The 15897-nt window shown below is 65.2% G+C and carries 16 protein-coding genes and 1 pseudogene; 6 read left to right on the forward strand and 11 right to left on the reverse strand.

Annotated features, from left to right (window positions below; all coding sequences use genetic code 11):
- Window positions 1-57 precede the first annotated feature (57 nt).
- From AC07U1_RS20085 to AC07U1_RS20095, 3 genes are all read left to right on the forward strand, one after another.
- Window positions 58-708, forward strand: a complete 651-nt coding sequence (locus AC07U1_RS20085; RefSeq protein ID WP_495177770.1) for a DUF4893 domain-containing protein — start codon at window positions 58-60, stop codon at window positions 706-708.
- Between the two features lie 146 nt (window positions 709-854).
- Complete coding sequence (locus tag AC07U1_RS20090; protein WP_495177769.1) at window positions 855-2192, forward strand: amidohydrolase; 1338 nt, start codon at window positions 855-857, stop codon at window positions 2190-2192.
- 151 nt (window positions 2193-2343) lie between these two features.
- Window positions 2344-3225: a hypothetical protein gene (locus AC07U1_RS20095; protein ID WP_495197784.1), complete on the forward strand. Its 882-nt coding sequence runs from the start codon at window positions 2344-2346 to the stop codon at window positions 3223-3225.
- A 119-nt stretch (window positions 3226-3344) separates the two neighbouring features.
- On the opposite strand, the pseudogene AC07U1_RS20100 reads toward AC07U1_RS20095, so the two are convergent.
- Window positions 3345-3434 (reverse strand): annotated as a pseudogene (locus AC07U1_RS20100) (GIY-YIG nuclease family protein); the annotation flags it as partial.
- A gap of 189 nt (window positions 3435-3623) precedes the next feature.
- Between AC07U1_RS20100 and AC07U1_RS20105 the strand changes: the two are divergent.
- Complete coding sequence (locus AC07U1_RS20105) at window positions 3624-4448, forward strand: response regulator transcription factor (protein ID WP_495177767.1); 825 nt, start codon at window positions 3624-3626, stop codon at window positions 4446-4448.
- Window positions 4449-4488: 40 nt separating this feature from the next.
- On the opposite strand, the gene AC07U1_RS20110 is transcribed toward AC07U1_RS20105, so the two are convergent.
- Together AC07U1_RS20110 and AC07U1_RS20115 are read right to left on the reverse strand one after the other, a co-directional pair.
- On the reverse strand, window positions 4489-5373 hold the full coding sequence (locus AC07U1_RS20110) for an alpha/beta hydrolase family protein (protein ID WP_495177766.1): 885 nt from the start codon (window positions 5371-5373) through the stop codon (window positions 4489-4491).
- A 4-nt stretch (window positions 5374-5377) separates the two neighbouring features.
- On the reverse strand, window positions 5378-6142 hold the full coding sequence (locus AC07U1_RS20115) for a crotonase/enoyl-CoA hydratase family protein (protein ID WP_495177765.1): 765 nt from the start codon (window positions 6140-6142) through the stop codon (window positions 5378-5380).
- Between the two features lie 253 nt (window positions 6143-6395).
- Between AC07U1_RS20115 and AC07U1_RS20120 the strand changes: the two genes are divergently transcribed.
- Both AC07U1_RS20120 and AC07U1_RS20125 read left to right on the forward strand, forming a co-directional pair.
- Window positions 6396-6575, forward strand: coding sequence for a DUF465 domain-containing protein (locus AC07U1_RS20120; RefSeq protein WP_495177764.1), 180 nt, complete (start codon window positions 6396-6398; stop codon window positions 6573-6575).
- A gap of 82 nt (window positions 6576-6657) precedes the next feature.
- A complete protein-coding gene (locus tag AC07U1_RS20125; RefSeq protein ID WP_495177763.1) occupies window positions 6658-7644 on the forward strand; it encodes a TerC family protein in 987 nt (328 codons plus the stop codon).
- A 37-nt stretch (window positions 7645-7681) separates the two neighbouring features.
- Here the strand turns inward: AC07U1_RS20125 and AC07U1_RS20130 are convergent, their stop codons facing one another.
- The 8 genes from AC07U1_RS20130 to AC07U1_RS20165 all read right to left on the reverse strand — a co-directional run bounded on the left by AC07U1_RS20130 (window position 7682) and on the right by AC07U1_RS20165 (window position 15884).
- On the reverse strand, window positions 7682-7981 hold the full coding sequence (locus tag AC07U1_RS20130) for a WYL domain-containing protein (RefSeq protein ID WP_495177762.1): 300 nt from the start codon (window positions 7979-7981) through the stop codon (window positions 7682-7684).
- A gap of 172 nt (window positions 7982-8153) precedes the next feature.
- Window positions 8154-9704 carry a flavin monoamine oxidase family protein gene (locus AC07U1_RS20135; RefSeq protein WP_495177761.1) on the reverse strand — a complete coding sequence of 517 codons (1551 nt, stop codon included), beginning with the start codon at window positions 9702-9704 and terminating at the stop codon, window positions 8154-8156.
- An 87-nt stretch (window positions 9705-9791) separates the two neighbouring features.
- Window positions 9792-9938, reverse strand: coding sequence for a hypothetical protein (locus AC07U1_RS20140; RefSeq protein ID WP_495177760.1), 147 nt, complete (start codon window positions 9936-9938; stop codon window positions 9792-9794).
- A gap of 94 nt (window positions 9939-10032) precedes the next feature.
- The gene (locus AC07U1_RS20145) at window positions 10033-10650 is read right to left on the reverse strand and encodes a TetR/AcrR family transcriptional regulator (RefSeq protein WP_492739345.1); all 618 of its coding nucleotides are present in this window, start codon (window positions 10648-10650) and stop codon (window positions 10033-10035) included.
- A 169-nt stretch (window positions 10651-10819) separates the two neighbouring features.
- Window positions 10820-12271: a GH1 family beta-glucosidase gene (locus tag AC07U1_RS20150; RefSeq protein ID WP_495177759.1), complete on the reverse strand. Its 1452-nt coding sequence runs from the start codon at window positions 12269-12271 to the stop codon at window positions 10820-10822.
- Window positions 12272-12340: 69 nt separating this feature from the next.
- A complete protein-coding gene (locus AC07U1_RS20155) occupies window positions 12341-13492 on the reverse strand; it encodes an MFS transporter (protein WP_495177758.1) in 1152 nt (383 codons plus the stop codon).
- Window positions 13489-14631 (reverse strand): DSD1 family PLP-dependent enzyme, encoded by a 1143-nt coding sequence (locus tag AC07U1_RS20160; RefSeq protein WP_495177757.1) that lies wholly within the window; start codon window positions 14629-14631, stop codon window positions 13489-13491. The genes AC07U1_RS20155 and AC07U1_RS20160 overlap by 4 nt, the downstream gene beginning before the upstream one ends.
- A complete protein-coding gene (locus AC07U1_RS20165) occupies window positions 14631-15884 on the reverse strand; it encodes a D-arabinono-1,4-lactone oxidase (protein WP_495177756.1) in 1254 nt (417 codons plus the stop codon). The genes AC07U1_RS20160 and AC07U1_RS20165 overlap by 1 nt, the downstream gene beginning before the upstream one ends.
- Window positions 15885-15897 lie beyond the last annotated feature (13 nt).

Genomic DNA, 15897 nt, shown 5'->3' on the forward strand with positions numbered 1-15897 from the left:
AGCATTCTCCCTTCGCCCCCTAAGGTTAACGCCGAACCGGACAGGAGAGACGGAGCAATGTGGGGTCGTACATCGATAATCGGGGGCGTTCTGGCGGCGTCGACGCTCGCCGCGTGCAACACGGTGCCGAAAATTCCGCCGTCGGTCGCCGACGTGCCGCCGCCCGCGACCGAGGGCGGCTGGCGTTCGACCGCGACCGAGCAGGACAAGGCGCGCGTCCGGAACTGGTATTCGAGCTGGGAAGCCGCGCTGGCCGATGCGCGCGCCAAGGGGTTCGGGGCGCAGATCGACCGCGAGGGCATTTTGCTGCACCCGACCGCGGCGCTGCCCAATCCGCATCTGCCCGCGGGCGATTACAAATGCCGCACGATCAAGGTCGGCGCCAAGAGCGGCGGGACGCTGGGCTATATCGCCTATGGCTGGTTTCGTTGCCGCGTGGCGGCCGAACAGGGGATTTCGAGCCTGGTCAAGCTGACGGGGTCGCAGCGGCCGGTCGGGCTGATCTTTCCCGACAATCTGACGCGGCAGGTCTTCCTTGGCACGCTCGAACTCGGCGACGAGAAGATGGCGGTCAATTACGGCAGCGACCGGATGCGCGACATGGCGGGGCTGGTCGAGCGGATCGGCGACAATCGTTGGCGGCTGGTGCTGCCCGCGCCGGCGTATGAATCGCTGGTCGACGTGATCGAACTGGTGCCGGAAAGCTGACAACCATTATCAAAACGAGCCTATAATCCCCGTTCGTGTCGAGCGAAGTCGAGACACGCGAAGCCCCGCACGCCGCATGGGTGTCTCGACTTCGCTCGACACGAACGGATAACCAAGGCCATCATGGCTTGAAACAGGGGAATAAGATGCGGATTTTGCTGGCGGGCGTGGCAGCCCTCGCGCTTTCGGCTGTGGGTGCGGTTTCGGCGGCGGCGCAGACGGCCGACCCGGCGATCCAGGCCGAGATCAAGAAGGATATGCCGTCGCTGATGGCGATCTATGCCGACCTGCACGCCAACCCCGAACTCAGTTTCATGGAGGTCCGCTCGGCGGGCATCATGGCCGCCGAGGCGCGCAAGCTGGGCTTCAAGGTCACCGAAAAGGTCGGCGGCACCGGCATCGTCGCGGTGATGGAGAATGGCCCCGGCCCGGTGGTGCTGCTGCGCGCCGACATGGACGGGCTGCCGGTGATCGAACAGACCGGGCTGCCCGGCGCGTCGAAGGTGCGGGTGACGACCAAGGAAGGCGTCGAGACCGGCGTGATGCACGCGTGCGGCCACGACACGCATATGACCGCCTGGGTCGGCGTCGCGCGGCGCATGGCGGCGAACAAGGACAAATGGTCGGGCACGCTCGTGATGATCGGCCAGCCCGCCGAGGAACGCGGCGCGGGCGCGCGGATGATGCTCGAGGACGGGCTCTATACGCGCTTTCCCAAGCCGCAATATGCGCTCGCGTTCCACGATGCGGCGCAGTTTCCCGCGGGGCAGATCGGCTATACGCCGGGCTATGCGCTCGCCAATGTCGACAGCGTCGATATCCTCGTGAAGGGGGTTGGCGGGCACGGCGCCTATCCGCAGACGACCAAGGACCCGATCGTACTGGCGAGCCGCATCGTCGGCGCGCTGCAGACCCTGGTGTCGCGCGAGATCAGCCCGCTCGACAGCGCGGTGGTGACCGTCGGCAGCTTCCACGCGGGGGCCAAGCATAATATCATTTCGGACGAGGCGAAGCTGCAGCTGACGGTGCGCAGCTATTCGGACGAGGTGCGCAATCATCTGCTCGACGGCATCGCGCGCATCGCGAAGGGCGAAGCGATCGCGGCGGGGATGCCCGACGACAAGATGCCGGTGGTGAGCGTGCAGAAGGACGAATATACTCCTGCGACCTTCAACACCGTCGATTTCACCGAGGATATGGCGGCGTTTTTGAAGACGCAGTTCGGCGAGGCGCGGGTGACCAAGATGCCGCCGGTGATGGGCGGCGAGGATTTCAGCCGCTATTCGCGCGACGCGAACAAGGATGTGAAGAGCCTGATCATCTGGGTCGGCGGGGTGCCGCGCGCCGAATATGACGCGGCGCAAAAGGCGGGGAAGAGCCTGCCGAGCCTGCACTCGCCCTTCTGGGCGCCCGAGGCGGATACGGTGATCGAGACCGCGACCGAGGCGCTGACGGGGATGGCGATGAAGTTGATGGGGAAGTGAAGGAAGATCGCCTACAAATACATTGACAGATAGGCGCGAGACCCTTCATCTCGAAGGCGAATAGTCACGAAGTCTTAGGTAGGTAACCAGCACGACCTCTGGGGAGTGGGCAATGCCACGGCGCAGATCACCGCCTTACATACTCGTTCCGATGGCTATAGCGGGCCTGTTACTGACCGCAATTATCATAACCCTCTGGCTATGGGATAGGCCGAGCGAGGCAGGCGGCGCCGACCACGCCACTTCGACTGAAAAACGCATAAATGCGGCGTTGGCATTTGCACGGGATGCGTGCTTAGCCGAGCCGACACTTTCAAGGCAGTCCGACGACGCAAGCGCCGCCGCAGAAGCACGCATCAGCGGGCTATTGAAGGGCAAAGCGAACGTAACGAAAGAAGAATTGCGAATAATCGTTGATCAAGCGATCCCTGCGGAGGATCGTGCTGGCCAGTATGACAATATACGAGAGTGCATCAGGGATCGAGTCTTGCTCTACCTGAGCAATGGCTCCGAGAAAATTATTCTCGACCAAACGTCCACCTCAAAACCGGAAAGCACACCTTCCACGGCCACAGAGCTTTCGAACAGATTGCCCAGCAATCAGCCCGAAGGCAAGTCGACTCCAGCAGCTATGGCTCCTGCCGCCGCCGAGACGGCGCTGCAAGCCCCAATGCCAGAGCTTCCTCGAGGACAAGACACCCTAATCTGGCTTTCGTACTCTAGCATTTGGAGCTTCGTGAATTTGGAAGTCAAAATAAACGGCAAAGCTGTCGGCGTTTTTGAAGAAGGACAGGGGCCGGTTTGCATCCCCCTCCTTGCGAAGAATGTTACACCGGGTGATACTTGGGAAGTGTGGGGCCTCATCGCGCCCAAAGATAGCTTTCAGGGCAATATGTGGCCTTCGGGGTCGGGTAAATTCGGATCAACTGTCGGGCAAAACAACGTCATTCAGATTGGAAGAAAAATGGCGGATGGTAGCTACTCGGTCAACTTAGTGCGAGGCAAGCCGATGGATTATGGGGGTGGGTGTTAGCACAGTGACAGCACGCCAAATAGACCGGGATTTCCGCGCTTAATTAATTTGAATCTCCACTCGCGATGCCAGCGTTTGAGGGCCTTTTCGTGGGCGATGCAGGGGCGTTTGGATGCGGGCGGGAGGTCGGCGGTGACGCCCACGTACATCGTGCCGCGGTAGCGGTCGGTCATGATGTAGACCCAGCCGCCTTTTGTTTCTCGGTCCATGGGGGGGGAGCGTCGATTGAGCGGGACCCCGGGTCAAGCCCGGGGTGACGGGCGCAACAGCGCGGTGCTCGTTCACGGCGCGCAAAAGGTTGCCATGCCTCAGGCCTTTGCATGCCGCATATGCCCGCTACGGCCCTTCCAAATAAATTGGGATGGACCTGTTCGTGCCGCTATGGTGAGCAACAGCATATGTCTGCCAACCGCCCCATGCCCGGCTTGTCCGCCTGTCTGACCGAGCGCGAGTTGGAGATCCTGCGCCTGCTCGCCGCCGGGCATACGGTAAAGACGATCGCCGCGCGTCTGGAGAATTCGGAAACCGCGATCAACGAGCGGTTGCGCAGCGCTCGCCGCAAGACGGGGGTCGGCAGCAGCCGCGAGTTGGCTCGCCTTCTGGATGCCCCAGAAAATTGTGACAAAAATATCGATCTTTCGAACGCGCGCCCGGTCGGGAAGGACCGGGAGCACACCGCGGCCATGGGGGTTCGCGGTTCGAAAGGAATGATCGTCATGCTCATTACGATACCTCTGGCCGCCGCCGGCCTGATGCTCGCCGCCGCTCCGTCGGCGGAACAGGCCGCCGCGCCGGCCGCCGTTGCCAGCGCCGCATCGCAGCCGCTGCCGCTCGCGGGGAGCTGGTCGCTCGACACCTCGCAGATGCCCGCGAACGAGCGGCCGCAGCGGGTGACCATCGCTTTCGATGCCGCGCCGGACGGCAAATGGAAAACGCGCGTCGAAATCGTCGCGCCCGACGGGTCGCGCCGCTATTCGGAATCGACCGCGGCGCTCGATGGCGTCGCGGTGCCGATCACGGGCAATATGGATTTCATCGACAGCGTGGCGCTGCGCCAACCGGCGCCGGACACGTTGGTGATGACCTTGGGCAAGGCCGGCGCGCGGGTGTCGACTCGGGTCTACACCGTTGCCAAGGATCGGGAATCGATGACCGAAACGATCGTCTGGTCGGGCAACAGCCGCGAGAAGCTGGAAACGACGCATTTCAATCGCATGGATTGATCGCGCGCCGGTGTCGGTTGCAGCGGCGGGTCTCGGTGGCCTATTCCTCGGCTTTCAGGGTTTCGAGCCACCCCAAAACCTCCGCCTGCAACCGTATCCGCGCGTCCGACCAGCTATGGTCAGTCGCGACGTGCAGCGTCTTCACCTTCGTCCCGCCGCCATCCTGGATCGCCTTGGCTAGTGCATCGGTGCCCGGCGCCAACCCGTCGTCGGAGGAGAGGATGAAGAGGTTGGTGGCGGTCAGCGCGGGAGCGGCCTTGAGCCAGTCGAAGGCGTCGGCTTTCGCGATCAGTTCGTCGGCCATGATTTCGGGCGAGGTGCCGGCGAGGGCTTCCTGGCCGTTGGCCTTCATGCCCGCGGCGAGCTGGTCGCGCGGGGCCTTGCCGAAAGCGCCGAGGTTGGCGGCGGAGATCATCGCGGCGCCGATGAGTTGCTTGTCGTGCGCGGCGGTGAGCGCGGTGACCCAGCCGCCCATGCTGTGGCCCATGATGACGAGGCGTTTGGGGTCGATGCGCAGCTTGGCGGCGTTGGCGGGGTCGCGCGCGAAGGCGAGGACGGCGTCGGCGTCCTCGAGGTTCTGCGCGAAGCGATACTCGCCGGGGCTGCCCCACGAGCCGCGATAGTTGAAGGCGATGACGGTCCAGCCGGCGCGGCGCATCGCCTGTGCGAGGTCGAGGCTCTTTTCGTTGCCGGGCAGGCCGTGGCAGAGGATCACCGTCGGGTGCGGGCCGGCGCCGGCGGCGATATAGACGACGCCGTTGATTTCCACGCCGCCGCTCGGGATATGGACGACCTCCATCGCGGCGGGATGGGCCTTGTCGGCGGGCGGGTCGGTGTAGATGGCGGCGGGGATGTTTGCGGGCTGAGCGAGTGCAGGAAGGGGCAGGGCGAGCAGCGCGGCGGCGATGGCGAGTTTCAGCGTCATGTCATTATCCCTTGAAAGCCGCGAAGCTGCCGCTGCGGCCTTCGCCTTCGGTGAAACGTTTTGCGCCCGCGGCGGCGCCTCCGCGCAAGGGGGCGACGCCGGCGTGGGCCTCGTGGGCAAGCGCGGCTTCGATGTCATGGTCCCATTGGCGATAGGCGCTCATCCGGTCGCTGGTCATACAAAGCTGCGGGAAGGCGGCGATCTGTCTGGCGAGCGCGAGCGCGGCGGGGAGCGCGGTGCCGTCGGGGACGACACGGTCGGCGAGGCCGATGCGCTGGGCTTCGTCGGCATCGACCGGGCGGCCGGTCAGGATCATGTCGAGCGCGCGGCCCTGACCGACGATGCGGGGCAGGCGGACGGTGCCGCCGTCGATCAGCGGCACACCCCAGCGGCGGCAATAGACGCCGAACACCGCGCTCTCGGCCGCGACGCGCAGGTCGCACCACAAAGCGAGTTCGAGCCCGCCGGCGACGGCATGGCCCTCGACTGCTGCGATCACCGGCTTTTCGAGCAGCATCCTTGTCGGACCCATCGGGCCGGGGCCGTCGGGGTCGTAGCGGGTCGCGCCGACGGCGCTGAGGTCGAAGCCGGCGCAGAAATGGCCGCCGCTGCCGGTGAGGATCGCGACGCTGGCGCCATCGTCCTCGGCGAAGGCAGCGAAGGCGGTGCGCAGCGCGGCGGCGGTCGCGGGATCGACGGCGCCCCGCTTCGCCGGGCGGTCGATGGTGACGATGAAAACCGGACCGTCGCGGTCGACAAGGACGGACATGAAAAGACTCCCCCGGCGCCGGGACGAGGCCGGCTCGCGCCAGCATGGCGCGGCGGGGGGTTGAAAGCCAGCCCCCGCGTCTCTAGATGGGAGTCATGCGGGCCGGGCCCCTCTGGCGTCGGCGGGATATTTCCCGCCACGTGATGTCGGACCGCATCGGGTGACACCGATGCTTGCGGCCCATCTCCCCCCTGACAAGGGTTCGGGCGTCGGCGTCACCTGTCTTTTGAGTTCGCTCAATCAGGAGGCCTGTATGACGTCATATTCGCGATTTTATAAACTGACCGCGCTGTACCGCCGGCTCGACGACGCCGTGCGCAGCGAGGGAAGGCGCCGCGGCGCCGATGCGTTCCGCCTGCTGCGGCTGAAAGCGGCGAAGCTTGCGGTCAAGCGCCGGCTCGCCGCGCAGATGCGGCCCGCGCTGGCGCGCTGATCCAACAACAAGAATGACGGGCGCGCGGCTTTCCCCTCCTGAGGGGCGGGCGGCGCGTTCGACCTGTACCAGGGACAATATCATGGAATTTCTGACCGCGGACTGGCTGGGCACCCCGGCCTGGTTCTGGCTGGCCTTTATCGGGCTGGTCGTGCTGCTCACCGCCTTCGACCTCGGTTTCCTGAACAAGGAGAACAAGGAGATGGGGATCGGCGAGAGCCTCAAACTCTCGGCCTTTTACATCAGCATAGCCTTGGCGTTCGGCGCCTGGATCTGGGCCGCGAAGGGCGGCGAGGCGGGGCTGCAATATTATACCGGCTTCTTCATCGAGAAGGCGTTGTCGATCGACAATATCTTCGTGATCTCGCTGATCTTCGCGACCTTCGCGATCCCGCCGCGCTATCAGTATCGCGCTTTGCTTTGGGGCATCGTCGCGGTGATCGTGCTGCGCGGCATCATGATCGCGGGCGGCGCGGCGCTGGTTACCGAATATGGCTGGGTGCTGTATATCTTCGCCGCGTTCCTGATCTTCACCGGCGTGAAGATGCTGTTCGCCGACGACACGCCGATGGACGTCAAGGGCAATCCTGTGGTCAAATGGCTGTCGCGCCACATCCCGATCACCGACGATCTGCACGGCGAAAAATTCTTCGTGAAGGTCCCCGACACAAAGACCGGAAAGCTGGCGCTCGCGGCGACGCCGTTGTTCCTCGCGCTGGTGGTGATCAACCTCGCCGACCTGGTGTTCGCGGTCGACAGCGTGCCGGCGATCTTCGCGATCACCACCGACACCTTCATCGTCTATACGTCGAACATCATGGCGATCCTCGGCCTGCGCGCGCTGTACTTCGCGCTGTCGGCGATGGTCCACCGCTTCCACTATCTGAAATATGCGCTGGCGCTGGTGCTGGTGTTCATCGGGTCGAAGATCTTCGTCGCCGATTTCATCCTCGGCGGCGACAAATTCCCGCCGCTGGTCAGCCTGGGCGTCACCGTCGCGCTGATCGCGGGCGGGGTGATCTGGTCGCTGGTCAAGACGAGCGACGAGCCGCTGGTCGCCGAGAAATAAGGGGAAGGGGCGGGCCGCGATGCCCGCCCTTTTTCGCTCAGACTGCGAGGAGCAGGGTGTCGTCGGCGTGCGGCGCCGCGGCTTCGAACGACGGCAAAGGCTCGAACTCCTCGTCCTGCAATTCGGTCACGGCGAGGCCGTCGAGCTTGAAATGGCCGAGCTTCCAGTCGTCGGGCGAGCGCCAGTTCTTGCTGAGGTTGAGCGCGCTGACGAACAGGTCGCCGCGGCGTTCGAACATCTGGTGCGGGGCGAGGATCATCTGGTTGCCGTTGTAGAGCGCGGTGACGCGGCGCCGGCGCGCGATGGCTTCCATCAGTTTCAGGCGGGTATCGTTCATCGCTCGATCGATCGCAGGGAGAAGGGATTCTGATTGTGCATTGCACCATAATGCACGTCGTTTGTGAAGGTTCAAGGTCGGAATCGACAAAAAAGTTGATGAATGGCTTTGGGACGATGGGGGTGCCGGGCGCGGTGAATTGAAAGAACGTCAGTTTTTCGCGCGATTTTCGTCAGCCAAGGCCAGCCAATATCGCCGCCGCCGCCAGCCGCCCGGTCTGCGCCCCGCCGTTCATATAGCCGGGGAAGGCGTCCGACAGATGCTCGCCGGCAAAGACGATCGGTCCGGCGACCGCCTGCCGCGTCGCCTTGCCATCCTCTTCGACCCATAAATGCGGGGCGAAGCGGGTGAGTTGGCCGGGTTTGAAGGTCGAGTAAGCGCCGCGCGCGAATGGATCCTTGCCCCATGCCGTGCGGCGCATGCTACGGGCATCGAGGCCCGGAACGGCCGGCGCGATCGCCGCTTCGGCGCGGCGCAGGGTCGTTTCGGGTCTGGCGGCCATCAGCGCATCGACCTGATCGCCGCCGAAGAACCAGGTGAGCACCCCGGCTTCGCCCGGCTGGCCCGAACTCGCGTCCCAAAATTCGGAGAAGACGCCGGGTCCGCCGGTGTCGACCGCCCAGGCGGACCCCGCAGGGCCGGTCGCCGGCTCCCAGACGCGCGATGCATAGCCGGCGTTGATCTTTTCATTGCGGCCGCAGTCGATCTCGCTGACCAGCTCCGCCCATTCTTTGGATAACAGCCCGCCATAATCGATCCTGCGCATCAGCGGCGCGGGAACGGTGACGATGACGCGGTCGACGCGGTCGCGCTTCCCATTGGCGAAGCGCAGGTCGAGCCCGTCCTTGCCCGGGGCGATCGACCGCAGCGCATGGCCGGTCGAGATGCGCGACATCAGCGGTTCCGACAAGGCCCTGACGACACTCGACGAGCCGCCGGTCAGGATGAAACGCTCGTCGCTGAGCGAGATCAGTTCGGCCTGTTCGCCGTCGACGACGGGCAGGTTGAACAGCAGTTCCATCGCCGAGGCCTGATCGGGTTCGGCGCCGAATTCGGTGCGGATCGTCGCCTCGATCAGCGCGCGGACGTGCGGCTTCATCAACCCGGCATTGGCGTCAAGATAGGTGGCGACCGAAATCGAGTCGAGCCCGAGCGCGGCAACCGCGTAGTCGGCGTCGAGAATCTCCGCATCCCGGCCGATATGCGCGGCGATCGGGCGCAGGTCCTCGATCAGTTCGGCGTCGCCGAGCAGGCGCCCGTCGGCGACATAGCGGGTGTGCGCGGCCATCGGCTTGCGGTCGATCAGCGGAATGCCGAAGCGCTTCGCCAGCGCGAGCATGTCGTCATGGTCGGTGTTGATGAGGTTGCCGCCATCCTCGATATTCAGCCCCGGTTCGGGGGCGTTATTCGCGGTGAGCACGCGCCCGCCGAGCCGGCCCCGCGCTTCGTAAAGATGCGCCTCGACCCCGGCGGCGGTCAGCGCATCGAGCGCGGTCAGTCCCGCGAGGCCGCCGCCGATGATGGCGACACGCAGGCCGGAGGCGGCGCGCGACGGGGCGGGCCAGCCGACCAAGGGAAGCGCCGAGGCGGCGCCCAGCGCCGCGAGCATCCGGCGGCGGGTGATCCCCTGCGCAGCGGCGATCGGCGGCGGCGCGCCCCGTTCGGCCAGATTGGCACGGCGGGCCTGATTGAGCAGCCCCCACAACGGCCCGGAACCCCGCATCGGTTTTCTCCCCTGATGACGCGCCCGGGGGACGTGTAGCATGGTTGGGGGGTGAGTGCGACTATGCTGCGGCGGTTGCGCCTATCGTCAGACGAACGCGGGCGGGCCGACCCCGGTCGGGACGGGGCCGATCAGCGGCTGACTCAATGCGGTCGTGGTGAACTGCGCGACCATCTTCGCGACGCGCTCAAAGCGGATTGCGGGTTTGCGCCGATCTATCTCGAGCTGCTTCACGCTATCGGGCTTTCAAGCCACGGTTTTGATATCGATCTTCAGTTGGCTACGCTCAACACTTCGGTCTTGAGCCCATCACCGACCAAAAGCTCCTTCAAGATTGATCGCCACGCAGCATGCGTGCGGTGAGGCGGAATATGGCGTCGGGCGACACGCGCGTTTCTTCATAGAGCATCTCGTCGGCGGCGAAGCCCAGTTCGACCGTCAGGCGCAGTTCCTGCCACAGCTCGTCGCGGTCGGCGTCGGGCAGATTGCGGGCATAGGCTTCGACCAGCCGGTCGGTGACATAGCGGTGCGATTCGAGGCGGATATGCGCAAGTTGGGGCGTTGCGTGGAGCGCGCGCAGAATCCACACGGCGCCGGGTTCGGGGCGCGTCACCGCCGCCGTTTCGCGCATCAGCTCCTCGATATTGTCGCGCAGCGCATCGACGCCCTGATCGACATGACGCGCGATCCACGCTTCCAGAACGTCGTTCTGCTTGGTCATCAGGCGCTGCCCCAGCGCCTCGAGCACGGCATATTTATCCTTGAAATAACGATAGAGCGCTGGCGGCGTCAAACCGGCGCGCGCGCAGATCATGTTGGTCGAGATGCGTTCGATGCCGACTTCGCCCAAAAGTTCGCCGGCGACGTCGAGCAGCAAGTCGTAAGTCGCCTGCGCGCGCTCCTGCTTGGGCGGCGAGCGGGGATTGATTTTGGCGCGGGCGTTCACATCGACCTTTCCATGATCATGGGCGGGTCGAATCCGGTACCCCACGCGTTTGATGACCTGATGGCTACCATATCGGCCCAGCGACTGCGCGTCATCTTCGATGTCGCGAATGACGCGTCATCGAATGGCTTTGGTGCCGTCCGCGGCGTCGTTTGCGGCCGACTGATACTCACCGTGCCGCACGATTCTTTTGGATCAATGCACGATACCAATGGAAGGAATCCTTAGGCGTGCGCTGCAATGTTTCATAGTCGACATGGATCAATCCAAAGCGCTGATCGTAACCCGCCGCCCATTCGAAATTGTCCATCAGCGACCATGCGAAATAGCCGCGCACATCGATTCCCCGCCCCATAGCGGCCTGTAACGCCCCAAGATGAGAGCTGACATATTCGACGCGCCGGGCATCGCGAACACGGCCGTCGGCGCCCGGCCCGTCGTTGTACGAGCAGCCGTTCTCGGTGATGTAGATCGGCGGCAATTTCGCGCCGTAGCGGGCCTGCAATTGCGTTAGAATTTCTTCCAGCCCGGCGGGAATGACCGGCCATCCGAAGTCGGTTTGGGGATAGCCCGCTATGTCCTGAATCGAAAAGAGCGGTTGCGCCGCTATGGCTGCACCATCGATAATCGCGGCGCGTCCGTCGGGAGCGCCGACGCGGGTCGGATTGTAATAATTTACGCCGTACCAGTCGAGCGGCGCCGCGATGATCTTCAGATCGTCCGCTTGCACCGGCATCAACTCCGCCACGCCTGCCGGATAGGTGCCGGCCAACAGGGGGTCGGCGAAGGTCCAGTTGACCAGTTCATCGTATATTTTCGCCGCGTCCACGTCTGCGGATGCCGCGCTGGCAGGCCATGTGGGGGCGTGGACGTTGGCGATTCCGATCGCGCTCGCCCCGGCAGCGCGCAGCGCGCCGACGCCCAGGCCATGGGCCAGTAGCTGATGGTGCGCCGCCGCCAGCGCGGCCATGCCCAGCTGCTTGCCGGGGGCGTGGAGGCCCAGCATATATCCCATCGACGTCAGCGATAGCGGTTCGTTGAGCGGCATCCACATCGCCACGCGGTCGGCGTATCGTTTTCCGACCAGCGCGGCATAATCGGCAAAGCGGAGCGCGGTATCGCGGACCATCCAGCCCCCGGCATCCTCGAGCGGCGCCGGGGTGTCCCAATGGAACAATGTCGCGACGGGCTTGATTCCCGCGGCGAGCAAGGCATCGATCAGCCGGTCGTAGAAATCGAGCCCTTTGGGATTGGAGGCACCGGACCCCGCCGGTACGATCCGCGGCCAGGCGATCGAAAAGCGGTAGTGGGTCAGCCCGAGCGCTTTCATCAACGCCACATCGTCGCCGAAACGATGATAATGGTCGTCGGCGACCGCACCGCTGGCGCCACCTTTCACGCGTCCTGGTTCGGCGCAGAAACGATCCCATGACGATGCGCCGCGGCCATCCTCATCCACCGCCCCTTCGATCTGATAGGCCGAGGTCGCGGCGCCGAAGGCGAAATTCGCGGGGAAGGGCGCCAACACATTGTCCAGCTGAGCCAGTTTGCGCGCGTGCGCGCTGGACCCCAGTCCAGCCGATGCAATGCCGGCGGCGATCAAATGACGACGTGAAAGCATGTCTCGACCTTTCGAACAGTCCATGTCGGCAAGGAAAATCGCGAAAAAGTCATATCCAGCGATCCGCCATCACGCCGGCCGCGGGGCGGCCGCCGATCGGCCCACCCGCGCACCGACCAATGCGATGGTACCTGCCGCGGCGCAGGCCGCACCGAACCAGAGCACGGGCCCGACGTCGCGGTCGCTGACGAGAAACGCCGCGATGAACGGCCCGAGGCTCGACCCGATCAATTGTGCACCGCCGATCAGCATCGCGGCGCGGCGGCTGGGGTCGGCCGCGATCAGGATCGGGACCTGAAACGGCATCGCGAACAGCCAGAGAAAGCCGAACAGCGCGGTGGCGATCACAAAGGCGGAAGCCGACGGCGGGGCGGCCATGACCGCCAGCAGGACGAGGTTGGCCATCGCAATGGCGGTGACGACCGCGCGCGCGGGCAGGCGCCCGGCCAGCATCGCCGCCACAGCGGCGCCCGCCACCTGCATCGCCAGCGACAGCGGCGCGACCAGCCGGACGGTGGCGGCATCGATGCCACGTTGCAGCCCGAGCGGCTCGATATAGACCCACACCGAGACGATGAACGCGAGATAGAGCGTCACCCCGGCGAGCGCGATGATGCCGCGCGCGGGCAGGGCGGATCCCGCCGCATCGCCATGATCGAGATCGGCATAGGCGCGGGGAAGCAATGGCAGCGCGGCAAGGCCGAGCGCCGTTACCAGCGCAAGCAGGGTGAAGCCCCCGGCCGATCCGAACCGCGGGATGACCGCCAGACCCATCGCCGTCGCGAGCGCGAGCTGCGCGACCGTCTGCAGTGCCAGATAGATGCCCGACCAGCGCTCGGGTCGGCGCGCGCGGACGATCAGGCCGATGGCGATCCAAATCAGCACCCCTTCGGCAAGGCCTGCCGCGATGCGAGCAGCGAACAATCCACCGCCCGACACAAAAGGCGTGCCAAGGTCGAGGGCGGCTGTCGCCATCAGGGCAGCCGCGGCAATCAGGCGCAGCCGACCGACCGAGAGCAGTAATCCGGCGGTTCCCGCGGCGATCCCCATCGCGAGCAATTCCGCCGTCGCCAGCAGGCCGAGCGCATTCGTCGATAGCTTGGCTTCGGCGAGCAGCGCACCCAGCAATTGCGGCTGTAGTCCCGGGATCAGCACCCCGATGACGCCGACGACCATCACTGCGGCGGTCTGGCGGGCGGTGAAGGCGGCCGGCGCGGTCAACGCGCGCGGCCGCGTGCGCTTACCGGCCAGATCGCGACGAGCGTGTCGCCTTGCACGACATGATAATGATCATAGAGGTTCACCGTCGGGTCGCAGTGCGGCACCGTCAGGCTCACAGGGTCGCCGGGCCGAAGGCGCGACCCGATGTCGGGGCCGATCAGCGCGGCATGTTCGTCGCCCATGAAAACGAACATCGTCTCGGCCGGCGCGCCGCGTGTCACCACCGCAACCCCACCGTCGGTCGACAGCGATTTGAACCCGGCGTCGATCGTCACCAGCGCGTCGTGATTGGCGCTGACGACGCGGGCATCGACCCCGAGCGACGGCGCGAAGGGGATTGTCGCATCGCCGGTCAGATCGCAGTCGAGATATTGCTTGTCCATCAGCGCATAGGAGCCGGTCTGCAATTCGGTGAAGACCCCGATGTCGAGGTCGATGCGGTGCGTGCCGGTGCCCGATCCGCTGACGATTTCGGGCGCGTGGCCCGCCTCGGTCAGTGCGGCGATCACGCTTTGGAGGTAATCGGTGCGCTCGACGATCGCGGCGCGGCGTTCGGCATAATCCTCGACATGCTGCTGCATCCCGCAATAATATTGCACCCCGCGCAGGCGGAGATTCCCGGCGGCGGCAATCGCCTCAGCCAGCTCGACCGCGGCTTCGGGCGAGGCGACGCCGGTGCGGCGAATGCCAGGATCGATGTCGATCATCACGTCGAGCGATGCGTCCGCGTCGGTCAGCGCCCGCGCGATCCGTGCGACGACGGCGGGGTTGTCGACGGTCGCGATGAGGCCGGCGCTCCTTTTTGCGAGCGATGCCAGCCGCACGATCGCGGCGGGGGCGCTGACCGGCGACGTGATCAGCAGTCCCGTGATCTCGCCGTCGGCGAGCACCTCGGCCTCGCCGATTTTGGCGCAGCACAGTCCGACCGCGCCCGCCGCGAGCTGGCGCTTGGCGATATCGACGCTCTTGTGCGTCTTGGCGTGCGGGCGCAGCGTCACGCCATGCGCTTTCGCCAGTGCCGCCATCGCGGCGATGTTGCGGTCGAGAATATCGAGATCGAGGACCAGCACCGGCGTGTTGAGTGCGGCGCGCGAGCCCTGCTGGCCGATCAGGGCGCCATGAAGTTCGATATCGTCCATCAGCTGAACAGCTCCGCCATATGGGCATTGAGGAATTTGCCGCCGGGATCGACAGCGCGGCGCACTTCGCGATAGCGTTCGGCCATCGGATAGAGCGTATCGACATCGGCGCGCGACAGCGTGTGGCGCTTTGCCCAGTGCGGTCGCCCGCCATGGTCGCGGAAAATCGCCTCGGCATCGGCGAACAGGCTGCGCCAGGGCATAAGCGCATATTGGTGCATCGAGATTGCGGCGACGGGTCCCCGGTTCATCGGGCTCATCCAGATATCGTCGCCGGCGACGGTGCGATATTCGAACGGGAAGGACACCGGCAGGCGTTTCTTGCGGATCCAGTCGACGACCGCGGACAAGGCTTCGAGGCCGACCGCGTGCGGCATCTCATATTCCATCTCTTCGAAGCGGATCGTCCGATCGGACGGAAAAATCGCATGCGCGGGACCGCGCCGGCCACCCTCGAAGCCCGTCTTCATCATCATCCGCTGCAGGCTGGGAATCAGAAAAGGCAGCTTCGCGCCGATCCCCAGCACGCGGCGAAAGGGCGCCTCGTCGATGTCGCTCGTGCTCGGTGGCGCCTCGCAGGGGTCGATCAGCGACAGGGTCTTCAGGATGACATGATCGGCGTGGGGAAAGAACCAGAATTCGACGTGGCGATGTTCACCGGTCAGCGTATCGAAGCGTTCGCGCGCTTCATCCCAGCGCATCTTCCGGACCCGCTCGGCAAGATAATAGGCCGGAACGATATCGCATTCGATTTCGGTCGCGATCCCGAACAGTCCCAGCGACAGGCGCTGCGCCTCGAACAGTTCTCGATTGGTCTGCGCGTCGCACCATCGGGCCTCGCCGTCGGCGCCGACCAGCCGAAAACCACGCGCGAAGGTTGCGAGATTGCCGAGATCGAGACCGGTCCCGTGCGTTCCCGTCGCCATCGCGCCGGCAAGGCTCTGCGGGTTCACGTCGCCCTGATTGGCGAGCGCGAGGCCTTCGTCGGCAAGTGCGGCCGTCAGCCGCTTGATGCTCCATCCCGCCGGAATGCGCGCGGTCTTGCGATCGGGCGCGATCGTCATCACCCCCGCCATATCCTCTAGGCAGACGATCAGCCCGTCGGACGCGCACAGCGGCATGAAGCTGTGCCCCGCACCCGTCGCGCGCACCGCGCGGGCATCGCGAACCCCGGCACCGAGTTCGACCTCGGTGCGCGGACGCAGCACTGCCCCCGTCGCGCTGACGCTGCCCGACCAGTTTGACCAGCTCATCTATTCTGTCCCG

This window comes from Sphingopyxis sp. GW821-FHT02C12 (assembly GCF_059421785.1).

Coding starts and splice junctions, on each gene's coding strand:
- AC07U1_RS20085 (WP_495177770.1), top strand. CDS start 58: ATGTGGGGTCGTACATCGATAATCGGGGGCGTTCTGGCGGCGTCGACG.
- AC07U1_RS20110 (WP_495177766.1), bottom strand. CDS start 5,373: ATGACGCTGAAACTCGCCATCGCCGCCGCGCTGCTCGCCCTGCCCCTT.
- AC07U1_RS20105 (WP_495177767.1), top strand. CDS start 3,624: ATGTCTGCCAACCGCCCCATGCCCGGCTTGTCCGCCTGTCTGACCGAG.
- AC07U1_RS20095 (WP_495197784.1), top strand. CDS start 2,344: ATGGCTATAGCGGGCCTGTTACTGACCGCAATTATCATAACCCTCTGG.
- AC07U1_RS20115 (WP_495177765.1), bottom strand. CDS start 6,142: ATGTCCGTCCTTGTCGACCGCGACGGTCCGGTTTTCATCGTCACCATC.
- AC07U1_RS20090 (WP_495177769.1), top strand. CDS start 855: ATGCGGATTTTGCTGGCGGGCGTGGCAGCCCTCGCGCTTTCGGCTGTG.
- AC07U1_RS20165 (WP_495177756.1), bottom strand. CDS start 15,884: ATGAGCTGGTCAAACTGGTCGGGCAGCGTCAGCGCGACGGGGGCAGTG.
- AC07U1_RS20135 (WP_495177761.1), bottom strand. CDS start 9,704: ATGCGGGGTTCCGGGCCGTTGTGGGGGCTGCTCAATCAGGCCCGCCGT.
- AC07U1_RS20150 (WP_495177759.1), bottom strand. CDS start 12,271: ATGCTTTCACGTCGTCATTTGATCGCCGCCGGCATTGCATCGGCTGGA.
- AC07U1_RS20120 (WP_495177764.1), top strand. CDS start 6,396: ATGACGTCATATTCGCGATTTTATAAACTGACCGCGCTGTACCGCCGG.
- AC07U1_RS20130 (WP_495177762.1), bottom strand. CDS start 7,981: ATGAACGATACCCGCCTGAAACTGATGGAAGCCATCGCGCGCCGGCGC.
- AC07U1_RS20160 (WP_495177757.1), bottom strand. CDS start 14,631: ATGGACGATATCGAACTTCATGGCGCCCTGATCGGCCAGCAGGGCTCG.
- AC07U1_RS20125 (WP_495177763.1), top strand. CDS start 6,658: ATGGAATTTCTGACCGCGGACTGGCTGGGCACCCCGGCCTGGTTCTGG.